The organism is Amycolatopsis samaneae, from assembly GCF_039541975.1.
Taxonomy (GTDB): domain Bacteria; phylum Actinomycetota; class Actinomycetes; order Mycobacteriales; family Pseudonocardiaceae; genus Amycolatopsis; species Amycolatopsis samaneae.
Genome location: NZ_BAABHG010000010.1, coordinates 253,949 through 272,129 on the forward strand (window position 1 = coordinate 253,949; position 18,181 = coordinate 272,129).

The following is an 18,181-nucleotide window of genomic DNA, read 5'->3' on the forward strand; positions in this document are numbered from 1 at the left end:
CGGAAGCGGGCATTCGGTCGTTGACCTGACCGACCAGGGAGCTGGTAGTTTCCGCTCGGGCAGCGACGCCGACGGGGGTCACAGATGGCCGGTCACACGGTGGCGATCCATTTCGTGCGTTCGGCGGTCCGTGCCGTGGAAAAACAGGGGCTCGACGTCCGCCCCGCGCTGGCGAAGGCCGGGATAGCGCGGTCGCTGATCGACTACGACCGCGCGCGGATCACCGTCGAGCAGGCCAGCGCCATGGTCCGCGGCCTGTGGCGGCTCACCGGCGACGAGATGTTCGGCCTCAGTCCGTGCCCGATGCCGCTGGGCACGTTCCGGATGATGGCACTCGGCATGATCCACCAGCCGGACCTCGGGGCGGTGCTCGACCGCTGCTGCGAGTTCTCCCGGATCGTGCCGGGCATGCCGGACCTGCGGACCCGCCTCGGGCCCGGCACCTGCCGGATCGAGGCCGACGTCGAGTCGTACCGCTGGGAAACGATCATCATCGACACGATCCTGTTCATGCTGCACCGGTTCGCGGGCTGGCTGGCCAACACCCGCGTCCGGCTGCGGCTGGTCGAGCTGCCCCAGCCCGAGCCGTCGTACCTGCAGGACTACGACCTCGTCTACGGCGCCCCGGTGCGGTTCGCGGCGGGCGGCGCCGCGATCACCATCGACCGCGAGGTGCTGCCCGCGCCGGTCGTGCGGGACGAGGACGACCTGCTGCGCTTCCTCGGCGCGGCGCCGGCGGACATCCTGGCGCGCCGCGAATACGACAGCAGTGTGGTCGACCAGGTGCGGCGCATCCTCTCCTTCGGCCTGCGCGGGCACGCGCCGTCCGCGGTCACCTCCCGCGAGGTCGCGGCCCGCCTTTCGCTGAGCCTCCAGCACGTCCGGCGGTTGCTGCGCGAGGAAGGCACGTCGATCAGCCGGATCCGGGAAGAGGTCCTCCGCGACGCGGCGATCGCGAGTCTCGTCCGCGGTGAGGAGCCGATCGCCGTGCTGTCGGAACGGCTGGGCTTCTCGGAGCCGAGCGCGTTCCGCCGCGCCTTTCGCCGCTGGACGGGCAGCCCGCCCGGTTCGTACCGGCCGGGCGGCACCGAAGGCGGGTCAGCCGGGAAGTCCCAGCAGCGCGCCGAGCCCGGTGAGGTCGACCCCGGCGGCGTCGAGCAGGCCGGGTAGCGGAGCCGGGGTGCCCGGCCGGGCGGTGGTCCGCGCGGGTGCGGCGACTTCACGGGGTTTGCCGCCGTAGGGCGCGTTCTGCGCGCCGCGGACGCCGGTGGGGCTGCCCGGCGGTTCCGCGCAGTACGCTTGCTGGTTGGGCGGCTCGGCACGGACGTCCGAACCCGGCCGCGCCTTCGTCGCTTCGTAGCCCTTGGTGCAGGCCATCGGATCGAAGAAGTTGAGCACCAGCCCGAGATGCGCGGTGCCGTCGCCGGGGAACAGCGCCTTGCCGACCACCGGCACGTACGGGTAGAGCACCAGCGCCTGCTCCAGCCCGTCGACCCGGGTCTTGACGACGTCCGCGGTGGTGAGCAGGTTCGCCAGCACCACGGACAGGTCGGAGCCGGACCGGCGCAGGATGTCGACCGCCTGCCGCGCGAGCGGCGGCGCGACGTTGATCAGCTTGCGGAGGTCCGGATCCGACGTCTTCAGCTGCCCCGCGAGCGTCCGCACGTCGGTGCTGAACGAGGTGATCGGTTCGGCGAGGTCGCGCTGGGTGTGCGTGACGGTCCGGCCGTCGGCGAGCAGCGATGTCGTCTGCGGCAGGTGTTCGGTGGCGGCGGGCAGGAACGCGTTCGTGGTGTCGACGAGCCGCTGGATCGCCGGGCCGTTCCCGGCGAACGCCTTGTCCAGCTCGTCGACCACGGTGCGCAGCGCGTCGGTCGGGATGCTGGTCAGCAACGCGTCGGAGTCGGCGAGAAGTCGTTCCGCGCGCGGCGGCAGGGTCGTGTCCTGCTGCCGGATCCGGGCACCGTCGGCGAGGAACGGCTCGCCGCCGCTTTCCGGCCGGAGGTCGAGGTACTGCTCGCCGATCGCGGACCGGTTGCTGACCACGGCCTTCGCGGACGCCGGGATCCGCGGCGCGTCCGGGCTGATGTCGAGCCGGGCGTCCACACCCGCCGCGGTCAGCGTCAGCCCGGTGACCCGGCCGACGCCCACCCCGCGATAGGTGACGTCGGCGCCGGGGAACAGGCCGCCGCCGCGTTCGAGCTGCACGGTGACGAGGTAGCCGCGATGGCCGAACAGCCGGTCCAGCCCGGCGAAACGCCAGCCCGCGTAGCCGATGCCGACGACGGCGATCAGCGCGAACACGAAGATCTGGATCCGGACGCGGCGCAGCGGCATCAGTGTCCTCCTCCGAGAATCGCGCCGAGCAGCCCGCCGAGCCCGGTAGGTCCTTTTTGGACTGGAGAAGCCGGATCGCCGGGCAGGGGCAGCGCCGGTGGCGCGGTGCGCGCGGCGTCCGGGTCGGGGCCGGCGGTGGTGCCGGGCAGCGGAATGATCGGCTGCGCCGAGCGCCCGAAGTTGTTCAGCAGGGAATCGAGCTTGAAGTCGGCGACGATCGCGGCGTTCGCGTAGTCGCCCTTGATGACGTCCAGCCCGGCGTCGGAGAACGGGAAGGTCAGGAGCAGCTCCAGCGACTTCGGCAGCGCGTCGCCCGCGGCGGCGAGCTGGCGCAGCGTCGGCGCGAGCGCGCGCAGATCGGCGACCAGATCGTCGCTGCTCCGGTTCACCGTGTCCACCGCGACGCCGGAAAGCCGGTCGACGGCGCGTAGCAGGCCGGTGAACTGTTCCCGCTGCTGGTTGAGCACCTGGACGCCGGGCGTCAGCTTCTCCAGCGCGTTCGCCACGTCGCCGCGTTGTTTCGCGATCGTGGCGGACAACCGGGCGACGCCGTCGATGGCCCTGGTGATCGCGTCGCGCTGGCTGTCCAAAGTGGAGGCGAGGGTGGTCACGTTCGCCAGCAGCGAGCGGATCCGGGTCTCGTTGCCCGACATCGCCTGGTTGAGTTCCTTCGTGATCGTCTGGGCCTGTTCGAGCCCGCCGCCGTTGAGCAGCAGGGAAACCGCGCCGAGCACCTGTTCGACCTCCGCGGTCTTGCTCGTGCGGCTCACCGGGATCGTCGCGCCGTCGGCCAGCTGTCCCCGCGCCGCCTGGCCGGTGGGCGGGGACAGGTCGACGTACTTCTCCCCGAGCAGGCTCGACTGCCGCAGCCGCGCGGTCGCGTTCGCGGGCAGCGTGGCCGCGCGGTTGACCGTGACGTCCACGGTGACCGTGTGGTTGTCCGCGCCCAGCGTGATCGCGGTGACCTTGCCGACCGGGACCTCGCCGACCTTGACCGCAGCCTGCGGCACGAGGTCGGCGACGTCGGCGAACTGCACCCGGACCGCGTACGGCCGGTCGCCGAGGTCCGCGCCGCCGGGCAGGGGCAGGTCGGACATCCCGCCGCCACAACCGGTCGCGACGAGCAGCACCGCCACCCCGGCCAGCGCCAGCGCCCGGAATCCCCATGCGCTGCGTGTCCGGTTTACGCGGCGGTCATGCGCCCCAATGTGGCGTTCGGTGCGTTCAACGCACCGAACGCCACATTGGGTGCGTCCAACGCACCCAATGCCACATTGGGGCGCTCGTCCGGTGGGTGACCAACCGTTGGTCGGCGCCGACCGGCTGCTACGCCTGCGTGTCACGGTTTGCCTCCCGGGGTCATCGCGTCGATCACCGGGAGCGGCAGTGGCGGGAGTTTTCCTTGCTGCACCGAGGAAAGCACCTGTGCCACCGAGGGCAGCCCGAGCGTGCCGTCCAGTACCGGGGCGAGCTTCTCGCAGGCGTTCAGCAGCACCGGCGGGATCTGCGGGGGCGCGCCCTGTTTCAGCAGGCGGCACACCATCAGGATCGGCGGGCTGGTCAGCTCGTTGAGGTTCGCCCGAGCCTGCAACGTCCCCGACGCCGGGTCGTAGGTGTTGAGCGCGTTGCTCGCCAGCAGCGGCACCACGTCCAGCACCTCGGCGAGCGCGCCGCGCTGGTCGACCAGCGCCTGGGTGATCCCGGTCAGCGAGGACACGTTGGACTGGACGCGGTCGCGGTTGTTCGCGATGAAGTCGTGCACCTCGCCCAGCGCGCCGGCGATCGAGCCGAGCGCGGTGCCCATGTCCTGCCGTTCCGAGGCGAGGAACGAGGTGACGTCGGCGAGCTGCCCGGAAAGCCCGCGCAGCTGCTTGTCCGAATCGGACAGTGTCTTGGTGAACCTCGCCAGATTGTCCACTGTGGAAAACAGGTCGCCCTTCGACCTGTCCAGTGTGGACGCGGCGTCGCCGAGCCGTCGCAGTGTCGTGCCGAGGTTCTCGCCGTTGCCCGCGAGGTTGTCCGCGCCGGTCCGGAGCGCGTCGGACACCGCGCCGTTCGCGTTCGCCCCGTTCGGGCCGAGCGCGGTGACGAGCTGGCCGAGGCTACGCGCCATGTCGTCGACCTCGACGGGCGCGGCGGTGCGCTCCCGGGGGATCACCGCGCCGGGCGCCAGCACCGCGCCGCCGGTGTACACCGGGGTGAACTGCACGTACCGGTCCGAGACCAGCGTGGGCGCGACGATCACCGCGCTCGCCCCGGCCGGGATCCGCACCCCGTTCCGCACGGACATCTCGACCCGGACCCGCGGCCCGTCGGGCACCACCGCGTCGATGTCGCCGACCTTCAGCCCCAGCACCCGGACGTCGGAGCCGGGGTAGACGCCGACGGCGTTGCCGAAGTAGGCGGTCACCTTCGTGCCACCGCCGAGCCTGCCGAACCACCACAGCGCACCGGCGAGCACGAGCACCGCGACGCACGCGAGCGCGGCGATCCGATAGGCGAGCACCGATCGGCGACTGGTCATTTACCGTCTCCCTTCGCCGAAGGCGGCAGGCAGCCCTGCGGGTTGATCGACAGCGGCCCGGCGTTCACCACCGGCGGCAGCAGGCCGCACATGTAGACCTCGAACCAGCGGCCGTTGCCGAGCGCGTTGGTGCCCAGCCGGGCGAACGGCGCCAGGTTGTGCAGGCCCTTTTCCAGGTTCGCCTGGTTGCGTTTCAGCAGGTCGGTGACCTTGCCCAGCTCGTCGAGCGCCGGTCCGAGCTGCGCGGAGTTGTCGCCGACGACCCCGTGCAGCTGGTTCGCCAGCGACGTCGTCGCGCCGAGCAGGTGATCGAGCGCGTCCTTGCGCCGCTGGATCTCGGCCAGCAGCGCCTGCCCGTCGGTGAGCAGCGAGCGCACCTGCTCGTCCCGTCCGGCCAGTGTCCCGGAAAGCTGACTGGCGTTGCGCAGCAACGTGGTGAGCTGTTCGTCGCGCGCGGCGATGGCGGTGGACAGCCGAGTCACTCCGTCCAAAGTGGATTTCACACCGGGGCCGGTGTTCGCGAAGGTGTCCGAAATGGTCTGGAAGCTCTTCGCCAGCTGGGCGGTGTCGACCTGCCGCACCGTCGTGGTCAGGTCGTTGAGCACCGGGCTGAGGTCATACGGCACGCGGGTCCGCTCGCGGGGGATCGCGCGGTGCGGGTCCTGGGGGGCGTCCCCGGCCGGGGACAATGCGAGGTACTTCTGGCCGAGCAGCGTCTTGATCTCGATCGACGCGGAACTGCGGTCGCCGACCGGGACGTCCCGCACGGTGAACTCCACCCGGATGTGGTCGCCCTCGAGCGTGACGTCACGGACCTCGCCGACCTTCACCCCGGTCACCCGGACCTCGGCGGAGTCGGTGAGTCCGGCGGCCTCGGTGAAGTCGGCGGCGTAGGTGACGCCCCCGCCGCCGAGGAAGGGCACCTTGTCGGCGTTGAGCGCGACCACCGCGGCCAGTGCCATGACGGCGGTCGACACGACGCCGAGCACCGGGAGATTCCGTTCCCTGATCGGCTTCACTTCTTGCACCTCGGTGACGTGCTGGTGGCGGGGAGGGGGAGGATCGGCACGGACACGTTGAGCGAGCCGATCCCGACGGTGCCTTCGAGGTCGCACAGGTAGAAGTTCAGCCAGCTGCCGTAGTCGACGATGCCGGTCATCCTGTCCAGCTTTCCCGGCAGGGTCTGGAGGAACTTCTCGACGACGGGCTGGGAATCGTTCAGGCTCCTGCCGAGGGACTGGAGCCCGGCGATGCCGTCCTTCAGCGGCGCGCGCGACCGGCCGAGCAGCCCGGCGGTGCTGTCGGCGAGGTCGCCCATCCCGGCGATGGCGTTGCCGATCGGCTCCCGCTGCGCGGCCAGCCCGGAGACCAGCTGCTGGGTCTGGTCCACCAGCGAGGTCAGCTGTCCACTGTGGTCGTTCACTGTGGACAGTACGGCGTTGAGGTTGTCGATCACCGAGCCGATCACCCTGTCCCGGTCGGCCAGCGTCGAGGAGAGCGAGGCCGTGTGCGAGAGCAGGTTCTCGACCGTGCCTCCTTCTCCTTGCAGGACCTTGATGATCTCGCCGGAGAGCTGGTTGACGTCTTCGGGTTTCAGCGCGCGGAACAGCGGCCGGAACCCGTTGAACAACGCCGTCATGTCGAGCGCGGGCGTGGTGTGCGCCACCGGGATCGTCCCGCCCGCCGGCAACTGCTCACCGGGGCCGGGGACGTCCGAATCGAGTGCGACGTAGCGCTGGCCGATGAGGTTGCGATACCGCAGCGCGGCCCGCGTACTTCTCGACAGCGGCCTGCTCCGGTCGACGGTGAAGCGCACTTCCGCGTACTTGGGGTCCTTCGGCTCGACCGAGTTCACCGAGCCGACCTTGACCCCGGACATGCGCACGTCGTCGCCGGGGTTGAGGCCCAGCACGTCGCTGAACTGGGCCACGTAGCCGTTTTCCGGGGAGAAGCTGGTGTTCGCCAGCGTGACCGCGAGGACGCCGGTGCACAGCACGGTGACGGCGACGAAAACCGCCAGCTTGAGCACCGGCCCCACCAGGCTCCTCACGACACCGTCACCTCCGCTCCTCGGTAGAGCGGCCCGACCAGTAGCCCCGCCCAGCCGGGCACGTCCCTCGGCGCGACCGCGAGCCGTGGTGCGAGCAGGCCGCCGAGCAGTTCCTTCTCCGCGCCGGAGTTCGCGACCTCGCCCGCCGGGGCGCCCCCGCCGCCGGGTTTCCGGCCCGGTGGTTTCGTGGCACCGTCGGCGAACGGGCCGTCCGCCGGGTACTGCGGCGGGAACTTCCCGGTCTTGGTCAGGTCGTAGCAGCGCGGACCGCGTTTGTCGTCGTAACGCGGGGTGTCGACGCCGGGCCGGTACTGCCCGCGGCTCGCGGTGATCTCCATGGTGAACTTCGCGATCCCCGGATGGTCGGTTCCCTTGCCGTAGAAAGCGTCCGCCCTCGGCACGATGTCGGCGAGCTGGCCGAACAGGCAGGGGTACTCGGGCGCGTACTTCGCCAGCACCTCGGCGGCGGGACGGCTCGACGCGACGAGATGGATGAGATTGTCCTTGTTGGCGTTGAGGAACTGCTCGACATCGACCGTCGCCGTGGTGGCCACCGTGAACAGGTTCTGGAGCTTTCCCCGCTCCTGGAACAGGGTCTGGCTGGTCGTGGTGAGGTCGGTCAGCGCGTCGAGCAGCCGCGGCCCGGCGCGGTCGTAGGTGGCGGTGACGGCGGGCGTGTCGGCGATGATCGAAGTCAGGTCCGGCAGGCTCGGCAGGATCCGGCGCAGGTAGCCGTCGAGCAGGCCGATGGTCTCCCCGAGGCTCTTGCCGCGACCGTCCAAAGCGGACGAAACTGCGTGCAACGTCGCCAAGAGCTTTTCCGGCTGCACGGCCTGCAGGACGGGCAGCAGATCGTCGAGTACCTTCTCGGTCTCGATGGCGTCCTGGCTGCGGTCCTGGCCGAGCACCGCGCCCGGCGCGAGCGGTTCGGCCGAGGGCGGCCCGGGGACCTCCAGCGAAACGTACCGCTCGCCGAACAGGCTCTTCGGCAACAGCCGGACCACCACGTTCGCCGGGATGTGATCGAGCTGTCCCGGTTGCAGGGCAAGGGAAATCTCGGCGTACTCGCCGGTGGAGCGGACCCCGGAAACGGTGCCGACGACGACGTCGCGCAGCTTGACGTCCGCGCCCGTCCGCATCTGGTTGCCGATGTGACTCGTTCGCACCGTGATCGGCGAGGTCGCGGTGAAAGCCTTGCGGTAGAAGGCGATCGTGAGCGTGAGGAAACAGGCGATCGTCACCAGGAACGCGACTCCCAGCAGGTGATAGCGCAGTTTCCTCATCCGGCAATCCTCACCGTCGTGTCGGCGCCCCAGATCGCGAGGCTGAGGAAGAAGTCGAGCACGGTCAGCGAGACGATCGACGCCCGCACGGCACGCCCGACCGCGACCCCGACCCCCGCCGGCCCGCCCGACGCCTTGTAGCCGTAGTAGCAGTGACTCAGGATCACCACGAGACTGAAGACAATCACCTTCCCGAACGACCACAGCACGTCCTGCGGCGGCAGGAACAACGTGAAGTAGTGGTCGTAGGTGCCCGCGGACTGGCCGTAGATCCACACCGTGATCTGCCGCGACGCGATGTAGGAGGTGAACAGCCCGACGACGTAGAGCGGGATCACCGCGGCGAGCCCGGCGAGCACCCGGGTGGTCACGAGGTAGGGCAGGCTCGGGATCGCCATGACTTCCAGCGCGTCGATCTCCTCCGAGATCCGCATCGCGCCGAGTTGCGCGGTGAACCCGCAGCCGACCGTCGCCGACAGCGCTAGCCCCGCCGACAGCGGCGCGACCTCGCGGGTGTTGAAGTAGGCGGTGAAGAACCCGGTCAGCGCGCTGGTGCCGAGCTGGTTCAGCGCCGAATAGCCCTGGAGGCCGACGATCGTCCCGGTGAACATCGTCAGGCCGATCATCACGCCGAGCGTGCCGCCGATGACCGCGAGCGCGCCGCTGCCGAACGACACCTCGGCCAGCAGCCGCAGCGTTTCCCGCAGGTAGCGGCGCAGCGTACGCGGGATCCACGCGATCGCGTGCGCGTAGAAAGCGAACTGGCGGCCCAGGTCGGCGAGGCCGTCCGACGGCCTGCCGAACGTCCTGGCGGCGACCCGCTTCGCGCGGGAGACGACCGGGGGATCGGGAGAGGTCGTTGTCATCGGCCCTCAGCTCAGCTTCGGGGGGACCACCTGCAGGTAGATCCCGGTCAGCACGACGTTGATCAGGAACAGCACCAGGAAGGTGATGACGACGGACTGGTTGACCGCGTCCCCGACCCCCTTCGGACCGCCCTTGGGGTGCAGCCCCCTGTCGGCGGCGATGACCCCGGCGACCAGCCCGTACAGCACCGCCTTGATCGAGGAAACGGCCAGGTCGGGCAGCTGTGCGAGCGCGCTGAAGCTGGCCAGGTAGGCACCCGGCGTCCCGTCCTGCACGAGGACGTTGAAGGCATAGCCGCCGACCATGCCGACCACGCTGACCATGCCGTTCAGCAGCACCGCGACGAAGATCGCGGCGAGCACCCTCGGCACGACGAGCCGCTGGATCGGGTCGACGCCGAGGACCTCCATGGCGTCGATCTCCTCGCGGATCGTGCGGGCGCCGATGTCGGCGCAGACCGCGCTGCCGCCCGCCCCCGCCACCAGCAGCGCCGTGACCAGCGGGCTCGCCTGCTGCACGATCGCGAGGCCGCTCGCCGCGCCGGTGAACGACTGCGCGCCGATCTGCTGCGTCAGCGAGCCGAGCTGCAACGCCACGACCGCGCCGAAGGGAATCGAGACGAGCGCCGTCGGCAGGATCGTCACACTCGCGAAGAACCACGACTGGTAGAGGAACTCGCGGACCTGGAAGGGCCGGCGGAACGCGCCGCGCCCGACCGCGAGGAACAGCGCGGTGATGCGGCCGACCTGGCCGAACACCGCCGCGCCGGGAAAGCCGGCGCTGGACGATCTCGTGCTCATACGGCGTGACCTCTCTCGTTGAGGTACCGGTCGACGATAGGCCGCGACAAGCTTGCCTTGGAGGACCCGATCGCGCACGGTCCGTGACCGGATCGCTCATTGCCGCAGGTCAGTGCTTTGTCCGCCGGTCGAGCGCCCCAATGTGGCATTGGGTGCGTTGGACGCACCGAACGCCACATTGGGGCGCATGACCGCCGGGAAGCCCAGCCTGACTGTGCACCCCGGATCGGGTGAGCCACCGTAGTCCGGGGTGGGTGCCTTCGCAGCCCGCTGTTGTCCCTCGAAAGTGTTTGTTTGCAAGGAGAGTCCTGCGACCGGGGTCCACAGTCGACACCTTTGAGTGATCAAGCCCGTGTTTTCTTTTCGTGACCCGGCTTTGCGGTGAGACTGCTCCCTAGTCGCTCGGTGGCGTGGAGGGCGGAAGTCCTTGCCCACCATCGGCTATCCCTGAAGTTGCGTGGAGAGGAAGCGTTCTCGTGAGTAAGGTTTCGCTGAAGAGGACCGTGATCGCCGGCATGCTCGTGGGTGGTGCGATGGTGGTCGCGGCTGGTACGGCGTCGGCCTCGCCGTCGACGACGACGGATCACGGCAGGGTCGATCACCGCAACCACGGCGGCATCAGCGTGCTGAACAACGCGTGCGCGCTTCCGTGGCTCTGGAACGGCCCCGGCAACGTGGGCAACATCGCGAGCGGCAACCAGTACAGCGCCTGCAACGGCAATACTTCCGAAGGGCACCACGGGATCGAGGTCGGCAACAACCTCTGTGTCGCCCCGTGGCTGTGGAACGGCCCGCTGAACTGGCTCAACCCGGGCAGCCCCAACAACTACAAGGCCTGCACCGGCAACAAGTCCTGATCCCGGCGCACTGACCCGACGGCGCGGCCGGGGACACCCAGGTGTCCTCCGGCCGCGCCGTCCGTCGTTTGTGGATGGTCAGGATTCCTTGTGGGGGACGAGAACGGTCAACGCGCCGGGCAGGACACTGACGTCGACCGGTAGCGGCGCGACCGGTTCACCGTCGGCGTAGGTGGTGATGCCGGGGGACTCCAGCCGCACGGACGCGGTCCGGTAGGTGTCGACCCCGTCGCGGCGCACATGCGTGCCGGCGAACACAGTGGGCAGGAAACGCAGCGCCGTCCGGCGCGGCATCGCCCGCACCACGGTCACGTCCAGCAGCCCGTCGGTGTGGTCGGCGCCGGGGCAGATCCGCATCCCGCCGCCGTAGCTGGCGGTGTTGCCGACGGCGGTGAGCAGCACCTCCTGCTCCAGCACGAGCCCGTTGTCCAGCGTCAGCCGGAACGGCAGCGGCCGCAGGTTCGCGAACTCGGCGAGGATCGCCAGGTTGTAGCGCGCCCGCCCGCGTGGCCACCGGAGCCGGTTGGCGCGGTCGTTGACCAGCGAGTCGAATCCCGCGGCCAGCACCGAGCCGAAGTAGCGCCGGGTCCCGTCGTCCGCCTCGATCCGGCCGACGTCGACCAGCGCGGTGTGGCCCTCGGCGATCACGTCGGCGGCGGCCACGGGGTCACCGATCGGCAGGCCGTAGGCCCGCGCGTGGTCGTTCCCGGTCCCGGCGGGGACGACGCCGAGCGGGACGCCGCTGCCGGTCAGCGCCTGGAGCGCGAGGCAGATCATGCCGTCACCACCGACCACCACCAGCGCGTCGACCCGCTGCCGGACCGCCTCGGCCGCCAGCCGGAAGGCGTCCTCCGCGTCCCCGCCCGCCACGTCGAGGACGTCGATGCCGCGTTCCCGCAACCGCCCGGTGGCCAGCCGCGCGGCCCGGTCGGCCTGCCCGGCACCGGCGGCCGGATTGGTCAGCACCACGACCGAGCGGACGTCGGTCATGCGATCGGCTCGCTTCGCGAGACAGCTTCGCTCATGCGATCGGCTCGCTTCGCGAGGCAGCGCTCAATCCCTTTTGGCGCATGATATCCATGGTTCGCTCGCAAGCTTCGCTCACGGGATCAGCTTGCCGGGATTGAGAATCCCGGCCGGGTCGAGCGCGTCCTTCACCGCGCGCAGGATCCGGACGCCGAGCTCACCGACCTCGGCGGTCATCCACGGCCGGTGGTCCGCGCCGACGGCGTGGTGGTGTGTGATCGTCCCGCCCGCGGCCACGATCGCGTCCCCCGCCGCGCGTTTCGCGTGCGACCACTGGGCGATCGGGTCGCCCTTCTGGGCGGCGACCACGGTGAAGTACAGCGACGCGCCGGTCGGGTAGACGTGCGAAATGTGGCACATCACCAGCGACTCCGTGCCGGTCTCGCGCAGGGACTCCCGCAACGCCGCGGTGACCGCCGCCTTGAGGTTGTCCACATTGGACCATTGGGTGGCGGTTTCCAGGGTCTCGCACAGCGCGCCCGCGTCCAGCAGCGCGTCCCGCAGGTACGGGGCGCCGAACCGGCCGTGTTCCCAGGCCACCGCGGGCTCGGCGCCCAGCGGCGTTCCGCCGGCGGCGAGCAGCACGGCGCGGGTGCGTTCGTGGCGTGCCGCCACCTGCTCGGCGGTGCCCTCGAACACCGTCACCGCCAGGCAGCCGCCCGCGACCTGGTCGCCGCCGATCCGGTCGGTCATCGCGAGGTTGATCCCGGTCTCGGCCTCGTCGGACAGCCGGAGCACGGTGGGCCCGGTCTCCTGCTGTTCGACGGCGCGCAGCGCGGCCGCGCCGGTGGCGAAGTCCGGGAAGTTCCATGCCTTGTGCGCCTTCGTCGCGGGCAGGGGGTGGACGCGGAGCCGGACGGCGGTGATCACGCCGAACACGCCTTCGGATCCGAGGAACAGCTCGCGCAGGTCCGGCCCGGCCGCCGAGGCCGGCGCGCGGCCGAGGTCGAGGACGCCGGCGGGGGTGACGACCCGCAGCCCGCGCACCATCTCGTCGAACCGGCCGTAACCCGCGGAGTCCTGACCGGACGAGCGGGTCGCGGCGAAGCCGCCGATCGTCGCGAACCGGAAGCTCTGCGGGTAGTGCCCGAGCTCGAACCCTTGCGCGGCAAGGAGTTCCTCGGCCCTCGGGCCGGGAAGACCCGCGCCGAGCGTCGCCTCGCCGGACACCGGGTCGAGCGCTTCGAGCCGGTCGAACCGGCGCAGGTCCAGGGTGATCACCGCGGTGAAGTCGCCCCGGATCGGGTCCACGCCGCCGACCACGCTGGTCCCGCCGCCGAAGGGCACCACCGCGATCCGCTGCCGGACGCAGTGCGCGAGCACGGCGGCGATCTCCTCTTCCGAACCGGGCAGCACGACGGCGTCCGGCGCGTCCTGCGGCTCGCCGCCGCGGCGCCGATAGAGGTCCACAGTGGACTTACCGCCCGCGCGGGTGAGGCGGTCGGCGTCGGCGACGCCGACGTGCTCCGGCCCGACGATGGCGGCCAGCGCGGCGCGGTCGGACTCGGGCAGGGCCGAGGGCGTCAGCCGGACGGACTCGGCCGACCGCGCGGGCGGCTCGTCCGCGGTGGTGCCCAGCACCTGCTGGAGCAGCTTCTTGATGTTGTCCGACAACGGTTTCGCCAGGGCGGGATCGCCCCAGGCGTCCCACTTCATCGGGGGACGGGGCAGGGAGTCGGGTGCTTGCGTTCCGGCGGCCATGAGCTACAGTGTTACACATAATGTCAAGTCGTAACGACACTCGTGAGAGTGATCCCCGGAGCACCGACGACGTCATCCTCGACGCCGCCGCCGAGCTGATCGTCCACTTCGGAGTGCGGCGTACCCAGCTCGCCGAGATCGCCCGGCGGGCCGGGGTCAGCAGGCCCACGGTGTACCGGCGCTGGCCCGACGTCCGCGCCGTGATCGGTGCGCTACTGACCCGCGAGGTCCTGCGGACGCGGGAAGCCGTCCCCGACCTCGGTGACGATCGCGCGTCCCTGGTCGCGCGGTCGGTCGAGATCGCGGTCCGCATCCGGGATCATCCGCTGCTCGGCGCGCTGCTCGTCTCGGAACCGCAGCTGCTCGCCGAGTACGTCGTCGAACGGCTCGGCACCAGCCAGCGCGGGCTGCTCGAAGCGCTGGCCGAGGGGATCGAGCGGGGCCAGAAGCACGGCTCGGTCCGCGCCGGGAACCCGAGGGAACTGGCCGCGATGGTGCTGCTCATCGCGCAGTCGACCGTCCAATCGCACCGCATGGTCGCGGACCTGCTCCCCGACGAGGCGTGGCGGCGCGAACTCGCCAAGGCACTGAACGGATACCTCGCCCCATGACAGTCCTCAATGGACAAACACGTGCCCGCGCGCTCGAAGCGCTCGGCGACCACGCCGAGGTCGACGTCCTGGTCGTCGGCGGTGGCGTCACCGGTGCCGGGGCCGCGCTCGACGCCGCCTCCCGTGGGCTGCGGACGGTGCTCGTCGAGGCCCGCGACCTCGCGTTCGGGACCAGCCGCTTCAGCTCCAAACTGGTGCACGGCGGCCTGCGCTACCTGGCCAGCGGCCAGATCGGCGTCGCGCACGAAAGCGCCGTCGAGCGCGGGATCCTGATGACCCGCACCGCCGGTCACCTGATCCGCCCGCTGCCCCAGCTCGTCCCGCTGGTGCCCTCGATCCGGCGGGCCCAGCGGCTGGTGATCCGCGCCGGTTTCCTCGCCGGGGACGCGCTGCGCGTCGGCGCGCGCACGCCCGCGTCGAGGCTGCCGTCGGCGCGGCGGGTCGGCCCGGCCGAGGCGCTCGCGCTCGCCCCGCGGATTCGCGCGGACGGGCTCGACGGCGCCTACGTCGCCCACGACGGCCAGCTGGTCGACGACGCGCGGCTCGTCGTGACGATCGCGCGGACCGCTGTCGAGTACGGCGCGAAGGTGCTCACCCGGGTGCGCGCCGAGGACGTCACCGGCTCGTCCGCGCGGCTGACCGACACGCTCACCGGGGAAACCCTCACGCTGCGGGCGAAGGCGGTGCTCAACGCGACCGGCGTCTGGGCGGGCGAGGTGGACTCCTCGATCCGGCTGCGGCCCAGCCGGGGCACGCACCTGGTCTTCGACGCCGCCGCGTTCGGGCACCCGCGGGCCGCGCTGACCGTGCCGATCCCCGGGGCGGCCAACCGGTTCGTCTTCGCGCTCCCGCAGCAGCTCGGCCGGGTCGTGGTCGGGCTCACCGACGTCGACGCGCCCGGCCCGGTCCCCGACGTCCCGGTCCCGGACGAGGACGAGATCACCTTCCTGCTCGACACCGTCAACGCCTACCTCCGCACGCCGGTGACCCGCGACGACGTGCGCGGGAGCTACTCCGGGCTGCGGCCGCTCATCGACTCCGGCGGCGGCAGCACCGCCGACCTGTCGCGGCGGCACGCCGTCCGCGAAGCGCCGTCCGGGCTCATCACCGTCGTCGGCGGGAAGCTCACCACCTACCGGAAGATGGCGCAGGACGCGGTAGACACCGCCGTCCGGCTGCGCGGGCTGACCGCGCTGCCGTGCCGCACCGCCGCGCTCCCGCTGGTCGGCGCGCCGGGACGCGCGGACAACCGGCCGGCCGCCGGGCTCCCGGCGTCGCTCGTCGCCCGGTACGGCGGCGCCGCCCGCGCCGTCGTCGACGCGGCGACGGTGGCGCGTCCGCTGGAGCCGGTCGCCGACGGGCTCGACCTCACCCGCGCGGAGGCCGAGTTCGCCGTGTCGCACGAGGGCGCGCTCGACGTCGTCGACGTCCTCGACCGGCGCACCCGCCTGGGACTGGTGCCCGCCGACGCCGCCCGCGCGGAACCCGTCGTCGCCGAGATCGTCGCCGCGCACCTCGCCCGCTGAGGAGAAGACCGCGCCCGCCGCGCGCTGGACACTCGGAGCACAGGGATCGGGCCCCAAGGAGGACAGCGTCATGACCGACCTGCGCACCGTGATCGCGGATCTGACGACGGAGGGCGAGGAGGTCGACCGGCTCGTCGCGGATCTCACCGCGGAGCAGTGGCGGCTGGCCACCGCGGCGCCCGGCTGGACGGTGACGCACCAGATCGGGCACCTCGCGTTCATCTTCCGCATCGCCGGGATGGCGGCCGCGGACCCGGCCGGGTTCGGCCGCCTGGCCTCGGGGGTGCGGGACGGCAACGCCTTCGACGCCGCGGTCAACGGCGCCCTCGCCGAGTTCGTCGAGGACCCGCCGGAGGTGCTGCTCTCCCGCTGGCGCGCGGAGCGGGACACCGGCATCAAGGCGCTGGCCGCCGTCCCCGCCGACACGCTCGTGCCGTGGCTGGTCAACCCGCTGCCGCCGTTCGTGCTGGCCTGCGCGGGGATGATGGAGCTGTTCGCGCACGGGCAGGACATCGCGGACGCGCTCGGCGTGCGGCCGGTGCGCACCGACCGGGTCGCCTACCTCGCTGGCTTCGTCGCGCGGACGTGGAACTTCGGCTACCAGGCGCGGAACCTGCCGACGCCGGACGTGGAACTGCGCTTCGAGCTGACGCTGCCGTCGGGCCGTCCGTGGGCCACCGGGCCGGAGGACGCCACGCAGCGCGTCTCCGGGCCCGCCCTCGACCTCTGCCTGCTCGCCACCCGCCGCCGCCACCGCGACGACCTCGCGCTCACCGCGACCGGCGACGTCGCCGAGCAGTGGCTCGACCTCGCGCAGTGCTACCGCGGCCCGGCCGGGGAAGGCCGCCGCCCCGGCCAGTTCGCCCGCTGACCCCTCCCCACCCCGGAAAGGTCCGTGGGGGCCTCCTTGAGGGACTCCAGGTCCCTCAAGGAGGCCCCCACGGAACGCGCGGGATCAGTGCGGGATCAGCGTGGGGAACGGCGCCGTACCGGCGTCCTCGGCCTGGGCCGGGGACGCGGGCGGGCCCGGGTGCGGGACTGCGGGACGTACGGCTCGGGCGCGGGCAGCCGCAGCAGCGTGCCGAACTTGCCGGGCCCGTGGTTGCGCAGGGCCGCGACGGCCTGGGGTTCGTTGCGGGCACAGTTGGCGAGGATGCCGAACACCAGCATCGTGACCAGCAGCGACGAGCCGCCGTAGGACACCAGCGGCAGCGTGACGCCGGTGACCGGCAGCAGGTTGACCACGTAGCCGATGTTGATCGCGGCCTGGGACACGACGAACAGCGTCAGCGTGCCGGCGACGATGCGGATCCACGGGTCGATGTTGCGGGTGGCCACGCGGATCCCGACGATCGTGACCCCGACGTAGAGGCCGATCACCACCGCGCAGCCGAGGAAGCCGAGTTCCTCGCCGACGAGCGCGAAGATGAAGTCGTTCTGCACGCCGGGTAGGTAGCCCCAGTTGGACTTGCCCTGGCCGAGGCCCTTGCCGAAGAACCCGCCGTCGGCCAGCGCGTACAGCGCCTGCTGTGCCTGGTAGCCCTCGTCGCTGGTGTCGGGGTTGGCGGACAGGAACGACAGCACCCGCGCCAGGCGGTACTTCGCGACGACCGCCAGGATCCCCGCCCCGGCGGCCGCGCCGAGCAGCAGCATCGCGAACAGCCGCTTGGGGATCCCGGCGAACCACAGCAGCCCGAGCAGGACCACGCCGAGGGTGATCGTGCCGCTCAGGTTCGGCTGGGCCATCACGAGCGCGAACATCAGCAGCGCGACCGGGACGACCGGGACCATCAGGTGCCGCCACTGGTGCAGCACGTGGTACTTCGCGACGAGAACGTGCGCGCCCCACAGCGCCAGCGCGAGCTTCGCCACCTCGACGGGCTGGAACGACTGCCCGGCGATGACGAACCAGCGCTGCGCCCCGCCGCCGCTGGACCCGAGCGGCGTCAGCACCAGCAGCAACGCCCCGAGCGAGACGATCATCGAGGCGGGCGCGAGCTTCCGGATCTTGGGCAGCGGGGTGCGCAGCCCGAGCCAGAACACGACGGCGCCGAGCGCGAGGTAGATCAGGTGTTTCTGGAACTGCGCGTACTGGCCGGTGCCGGTCGCCGGGTCGTAGGAGGACACCGACGACGCGCTGAGCACCATCACCACGCCGATCACCGCGAGGATCCCGCACAGCGCGAGGACCAGGTGGAAGGACGCGAGCGGGCGGGACAGCCAGCCGGTCAGCGCGGACCCCACCGCCGAAGCGCCCGTTCTCCCGCGTTTCCGCGCGCCCGCCGAACGCGTCGTCATACGCCGTCGTCCCGGTGGCGGTACGGGTCGGCGCTGGGCATGGTTCCTCCTCGGCAGGTTCGCTCAAATGGTTGCACAACCATTTGAGCATGTCGCCGGGACACGCTCCGGCTGTCTGCCAGGGGAACACGCCGGACCCGTGCGGGCAGGGAAAGACACGCGTGACCGGGCGCGGGTCACACGTGATCAGACACGAAACTCACGTGATCAGACCAGGTACCTCCGCTGATCACGCGAGATACGTGCCCAATCACGCGAGTGCGTTGTCTGATCACGTGAGGTCGCCGGTTCGGCACGGGAT

At 71.3% G+C, this 18,181-nt stretch carries 16 protein-coding genes; 5 read left to right on the forward strand and 11 right to left on the reverse strand.

Annotated elements, in window-relative coordinates:
• The first annotated feature begins 84 nt into the window (after window positions 1-84).
• On the forward strand, window positions 85-1,170 hold the full coding sequence (locus ABD987_RS27030; protein ID WP_345399541.1) for an AraC family transcriptional regulator: 1,086 nt from the start codon (window positions 85-87) through the stop codon (window positions 1,168-1,170).
• On the opposite strand, the gene ABD987_RS27035 is transcribed toward ABD987_RS27030, so the two are convergent.
• From ABD987_RS27035 to ABD987_RS27070, 8 genes are all read right to left on the reverse strand, one after another.
• Entirely contained in the window at window positions 1,099-2,337 is a 1,239-nt protein-coding gene (locus ABD987_RS27035; RefSeq protein WP_345399544.1) for an MCE family protein, read from the reverse strand. The two genes, ABD987_RS27030 and ABD987_RS27035, sit on opposite strands and share 72 nt — an antisense overlap.
• Entirely contained in the window at window positions 2,337-3,473 is a 1,137-nt protein-coding gene (locus ABD987_RS27040) for an MCE family protein (RefSeq protein WP_345399547.1), read from the reverse strand. Before ABD987_RS27040 ends, ABD987_RS27035 begins: the two co-directional genes overlap by 1 nt.
• A gap of 203 nt (window positions 3,474-3,676) precedes the next feature.
• Entirely contained in the window at window positions 3,677-4,861 is a 1,185-nt protein-coding gene (locus ABD987_RS27045) for an MCE family protein (protein ID WP_345399550.1), read from the reverse strand.
• Window positions 4,858-5,880 carry an MCE family protein gene (locus tag ABD987_RS27050; RefSeq protein ID WP_345399553.1) on the reverse strand — a complete coding sequence of 341 codons (1,023 nt, stop codon included), beginning with the start codon at window positions 5,878-5,880 and terminating at the stop codon, window positions 4,858-4,860. The genes ABD987_RS27045 and ABD987_RS27050 overlap by 4 nt, the downstream gene beginning before the upstream one ends.
• Entirely contained in the window at window positions 5,877-6,911 is a 1,035-nt protein-coding gene (locus ABD987_RS27055; RefSeq protein ID WP_345399556.1) for an MCE family protein, read from the reverse strand. The genes ABD987_RS27050 and ABD987_RS27055 overlap by 4 nt, the downstream gene beginning before the upstream one ends.
• Window positions 6,908-8,194, reverse strand: coding sequence for an MCE family protein (locus tag ABD987_RS27060; protein WP_345399559.1), 1,287 nt, complete (start codon window positions 8,192-8,194; stop codon window positions 6,908-6,910). Before ABD987_RS27060 ends, ABD987_RS27055 begins: the two co-directional genes overlap by 4 nt.
• A complete protein-coding gene (locus ABD987_RS27065; RefSeq protein WP_345399562.1) occupies window positions 8,191-9,060 on the reverse strand; it encodes an MlaE family ABC transporter permease in 870 nt (289 codons plus the stop codon). The genes ABD987_RS27060 and ABD987_RS27065 overlap by 4 nt, the downstream gene beginning before the upstream one ends.
• A gap of 6 nt (window positions 9,061-9,066) precedes the next feature.
• Window positions 9,067-9,861 (reverse strand): MlaE family ABC transporter permease, encoded by a 795-nt coding sequence (locus ABD987_RS27070; protein WP_345399565.1) that lies wholly within the window; start codon window positions 9,859-9,861, stop codon window positions 9,067-9,069.
• A gap of 476 nt (window positions 9,862-10,337) precedes the next feature.
• On the opposite strand from ABD987_RS27070, the gene ABD987_RS27075 reads away from it, so the two are divergent.
• On the forward strand, window positions 10,338-10,718 hold the full coding sequence (locus ABD987_RS27075; protein ID WP_345399568.1) for a hypothetical protein: 381 nt from the start codon (window positions 10,338-10,340) through the stop codon (window positions 10,716-10,718).
• Between the two features lie 78 nt (window positions 10,719-10,796).
• Here the strand turns inward: ABD987_RS27075 and ABD987_RS27080 are convergent, their stop codons facing one another.
• Together ABD987_RS27080 and ABD987_RS27085 are read right to left on the reverse strand one after the other, a co-directional pair.
• Window positions 10,797-11,708 (reverse strand): diacylglycerol kinase, encoded by a 912-nt coding sequence (locus tag ABD987_RS27080; protein WP_345399571.1) that lies wholly within the window; start codon window positions 11,706-11,708, stop codon window positions 10,797-10,799.
• Window positions 11,709-11,819: 111 nt separating this feature from the next.
• A complete protein-coding gene (locus ABD987_RS27085) occupies window positions 11,820-13,445 on the reverse strand; it encodes an FAD-binding oxidoreductase (protein WP_345399574.1) in 1,626 nt (541 codons plus the stop codon).
• A 20-nt stretch (window positions 13,446-13,465) separates the two neighbouring features.
• Between ABD987_RS27085 and ABD987_RS27090 the strand changes: the two genes are divergently transcribed.
• From ABD987_RS27090 to ABD987_RS27100, 3 genes are all read left to right on the forward strand, one after another.
• The gene (locus tag ABD987_RS27090) at window positions 13,466-14,056 is read left to right on the forward strand and encodes a TetR/AcrR family transcriptional regulator (RefSeq protein WP_345399576.1); all 591 of its coding nucleotides are present in this window, start codon (window positions 13,466-13,468) and stop codon (window positions 14,054-14,056) included.
• Window positions 14,053-15,582: a glycerol-3-phosphate dehydrogenase/oxidase gene (locus tag ABD987_RS27095; protein ID WP_345399579.1), complete on the forward strand. Its 1,530-nt coding sequence runs from the start codon at window positions 14,053-14,055 to the stop codon at window positions 15,580-15,582. The genes ABD987_RS27090 and ABD987_RS27095 overlap by 4 nt, the downstream gene beginning before the upstream one ends.
• A gap of 70 nt (window positions 15,583-15,652) precedes the next feature.
• A complete protein-coding gene (locus ABD987_RS27100; protein WP_345399582.1) occupies window positions 15,653-16,453 on the forward strand; it encodes a TIGR03084 family metal-binding protein in 801 nt (266 codons plus the stop codon).
• Between the two features lie 95 nt (window positions 16,454-16,548).
• Here ABD987_RS27100 and ftsW read toward each other — a convergent pair whose 3' ends face one another.
• Window positions 16,549-17,880: a putative lipid II flippase FtsW gene (ftsW, locus tag ABD987_RS27105; protein WP_345399585.1), complete on the reverse strand. Its 1,332-nt coding sequence runs from the start codon at window positions 17,878-17,880 to the stop codon at window positions 16,549-16,551.
• Window positions 17,881-18,181 lie beyond the last annotated feature (301 nt).

Bases quoted from the DNA above. Each gene is read 5' to 3' on its own strand.
- ABD987_RS27030 (WP_345399541.1), top strand. From the start codon at position 85: ATGGCCGGTCACACGGTGGCGATCCATTTCGTGCGTTCGGCGGTCCGT.
- ABD987_RS27035 (WP_345399544.1), bottom strand. From the start codon at position 2,337: ATGCCGCTGCGCCGCGTCCGGATCCAGATCTTCGTGTTCGCGCTGATC.
- ABD987_RS27045 (WP_345399550.1), bottom strand. From the start codon at position 4,861: ATGACCAGTCGCCGATCGGTGCTCGCCTATCGGATCGCCGCGCTCGCG.
- ABD987_RS27060 (WP_345399559.1), bottom strand. From the start codon at position 8,194: ATGAGGAAACTGCGCTATCACCTGCTGGGAGTCGCGTTCCTGGTGACG.
- ABD987_RS27065 (WP_345399562.1), bottom strand. From the start codon at position 9,060: ATGACAACGACCTCTCCCGATCCCCCGGTCGTCTCCCGCGCGAAGCGG.
- ABD987_RS27070 (WP_345399565.1), bottom strand. From the start codon at position 9,861: ATGAGCACGAGATCGTCCAGCGCCGGCTTTCCCGGCGCGGCGGTGTTC.
- ABD987_RS27080 (WP_345399571.1), bottom strand. From the start codon at position 11,708: ATGACCGACGTCCGCTCGGTCGTGGTGCTGACCAATCCGGCCGCCGGT.
- ABD987_RS27085 (WP_345399574.1), bottom strand. From the start codon at position 13,445: ATGGCCGCCGGAACGCAAGCACCCGACTCCCTGCCCCGTCCCCCGATG.
- ABD987_RS27090 (WP_345399576.1), top strand. From the start codon at position 13,466: ATGTCAAGTCGTAACGACACTCGTGAGAGTGATCCCCGGAGCACCGAC.
- ABD987_RS27095 (WP_345399579.1), top strand. From the start codon at position 14,053: ATGACAGTCCTCAATGGACAAACACGTGCCCGCGCGCTCGAAGCGCTC.
- ABD987_RS27100 (WP_345399582.1), top strand. From the start codon at position 15,653: ATGACCGACCTGCGCACCGTGATCGCGGATCTGACGACGGAGGGCGAG.
- ftsW (WP_345399585.1), bottom strand. From the start codon at position 17,880: ATGACGACGCGTTCGGCGGGCGCGCGGAAACGCGGGAGAACGGGCGCT.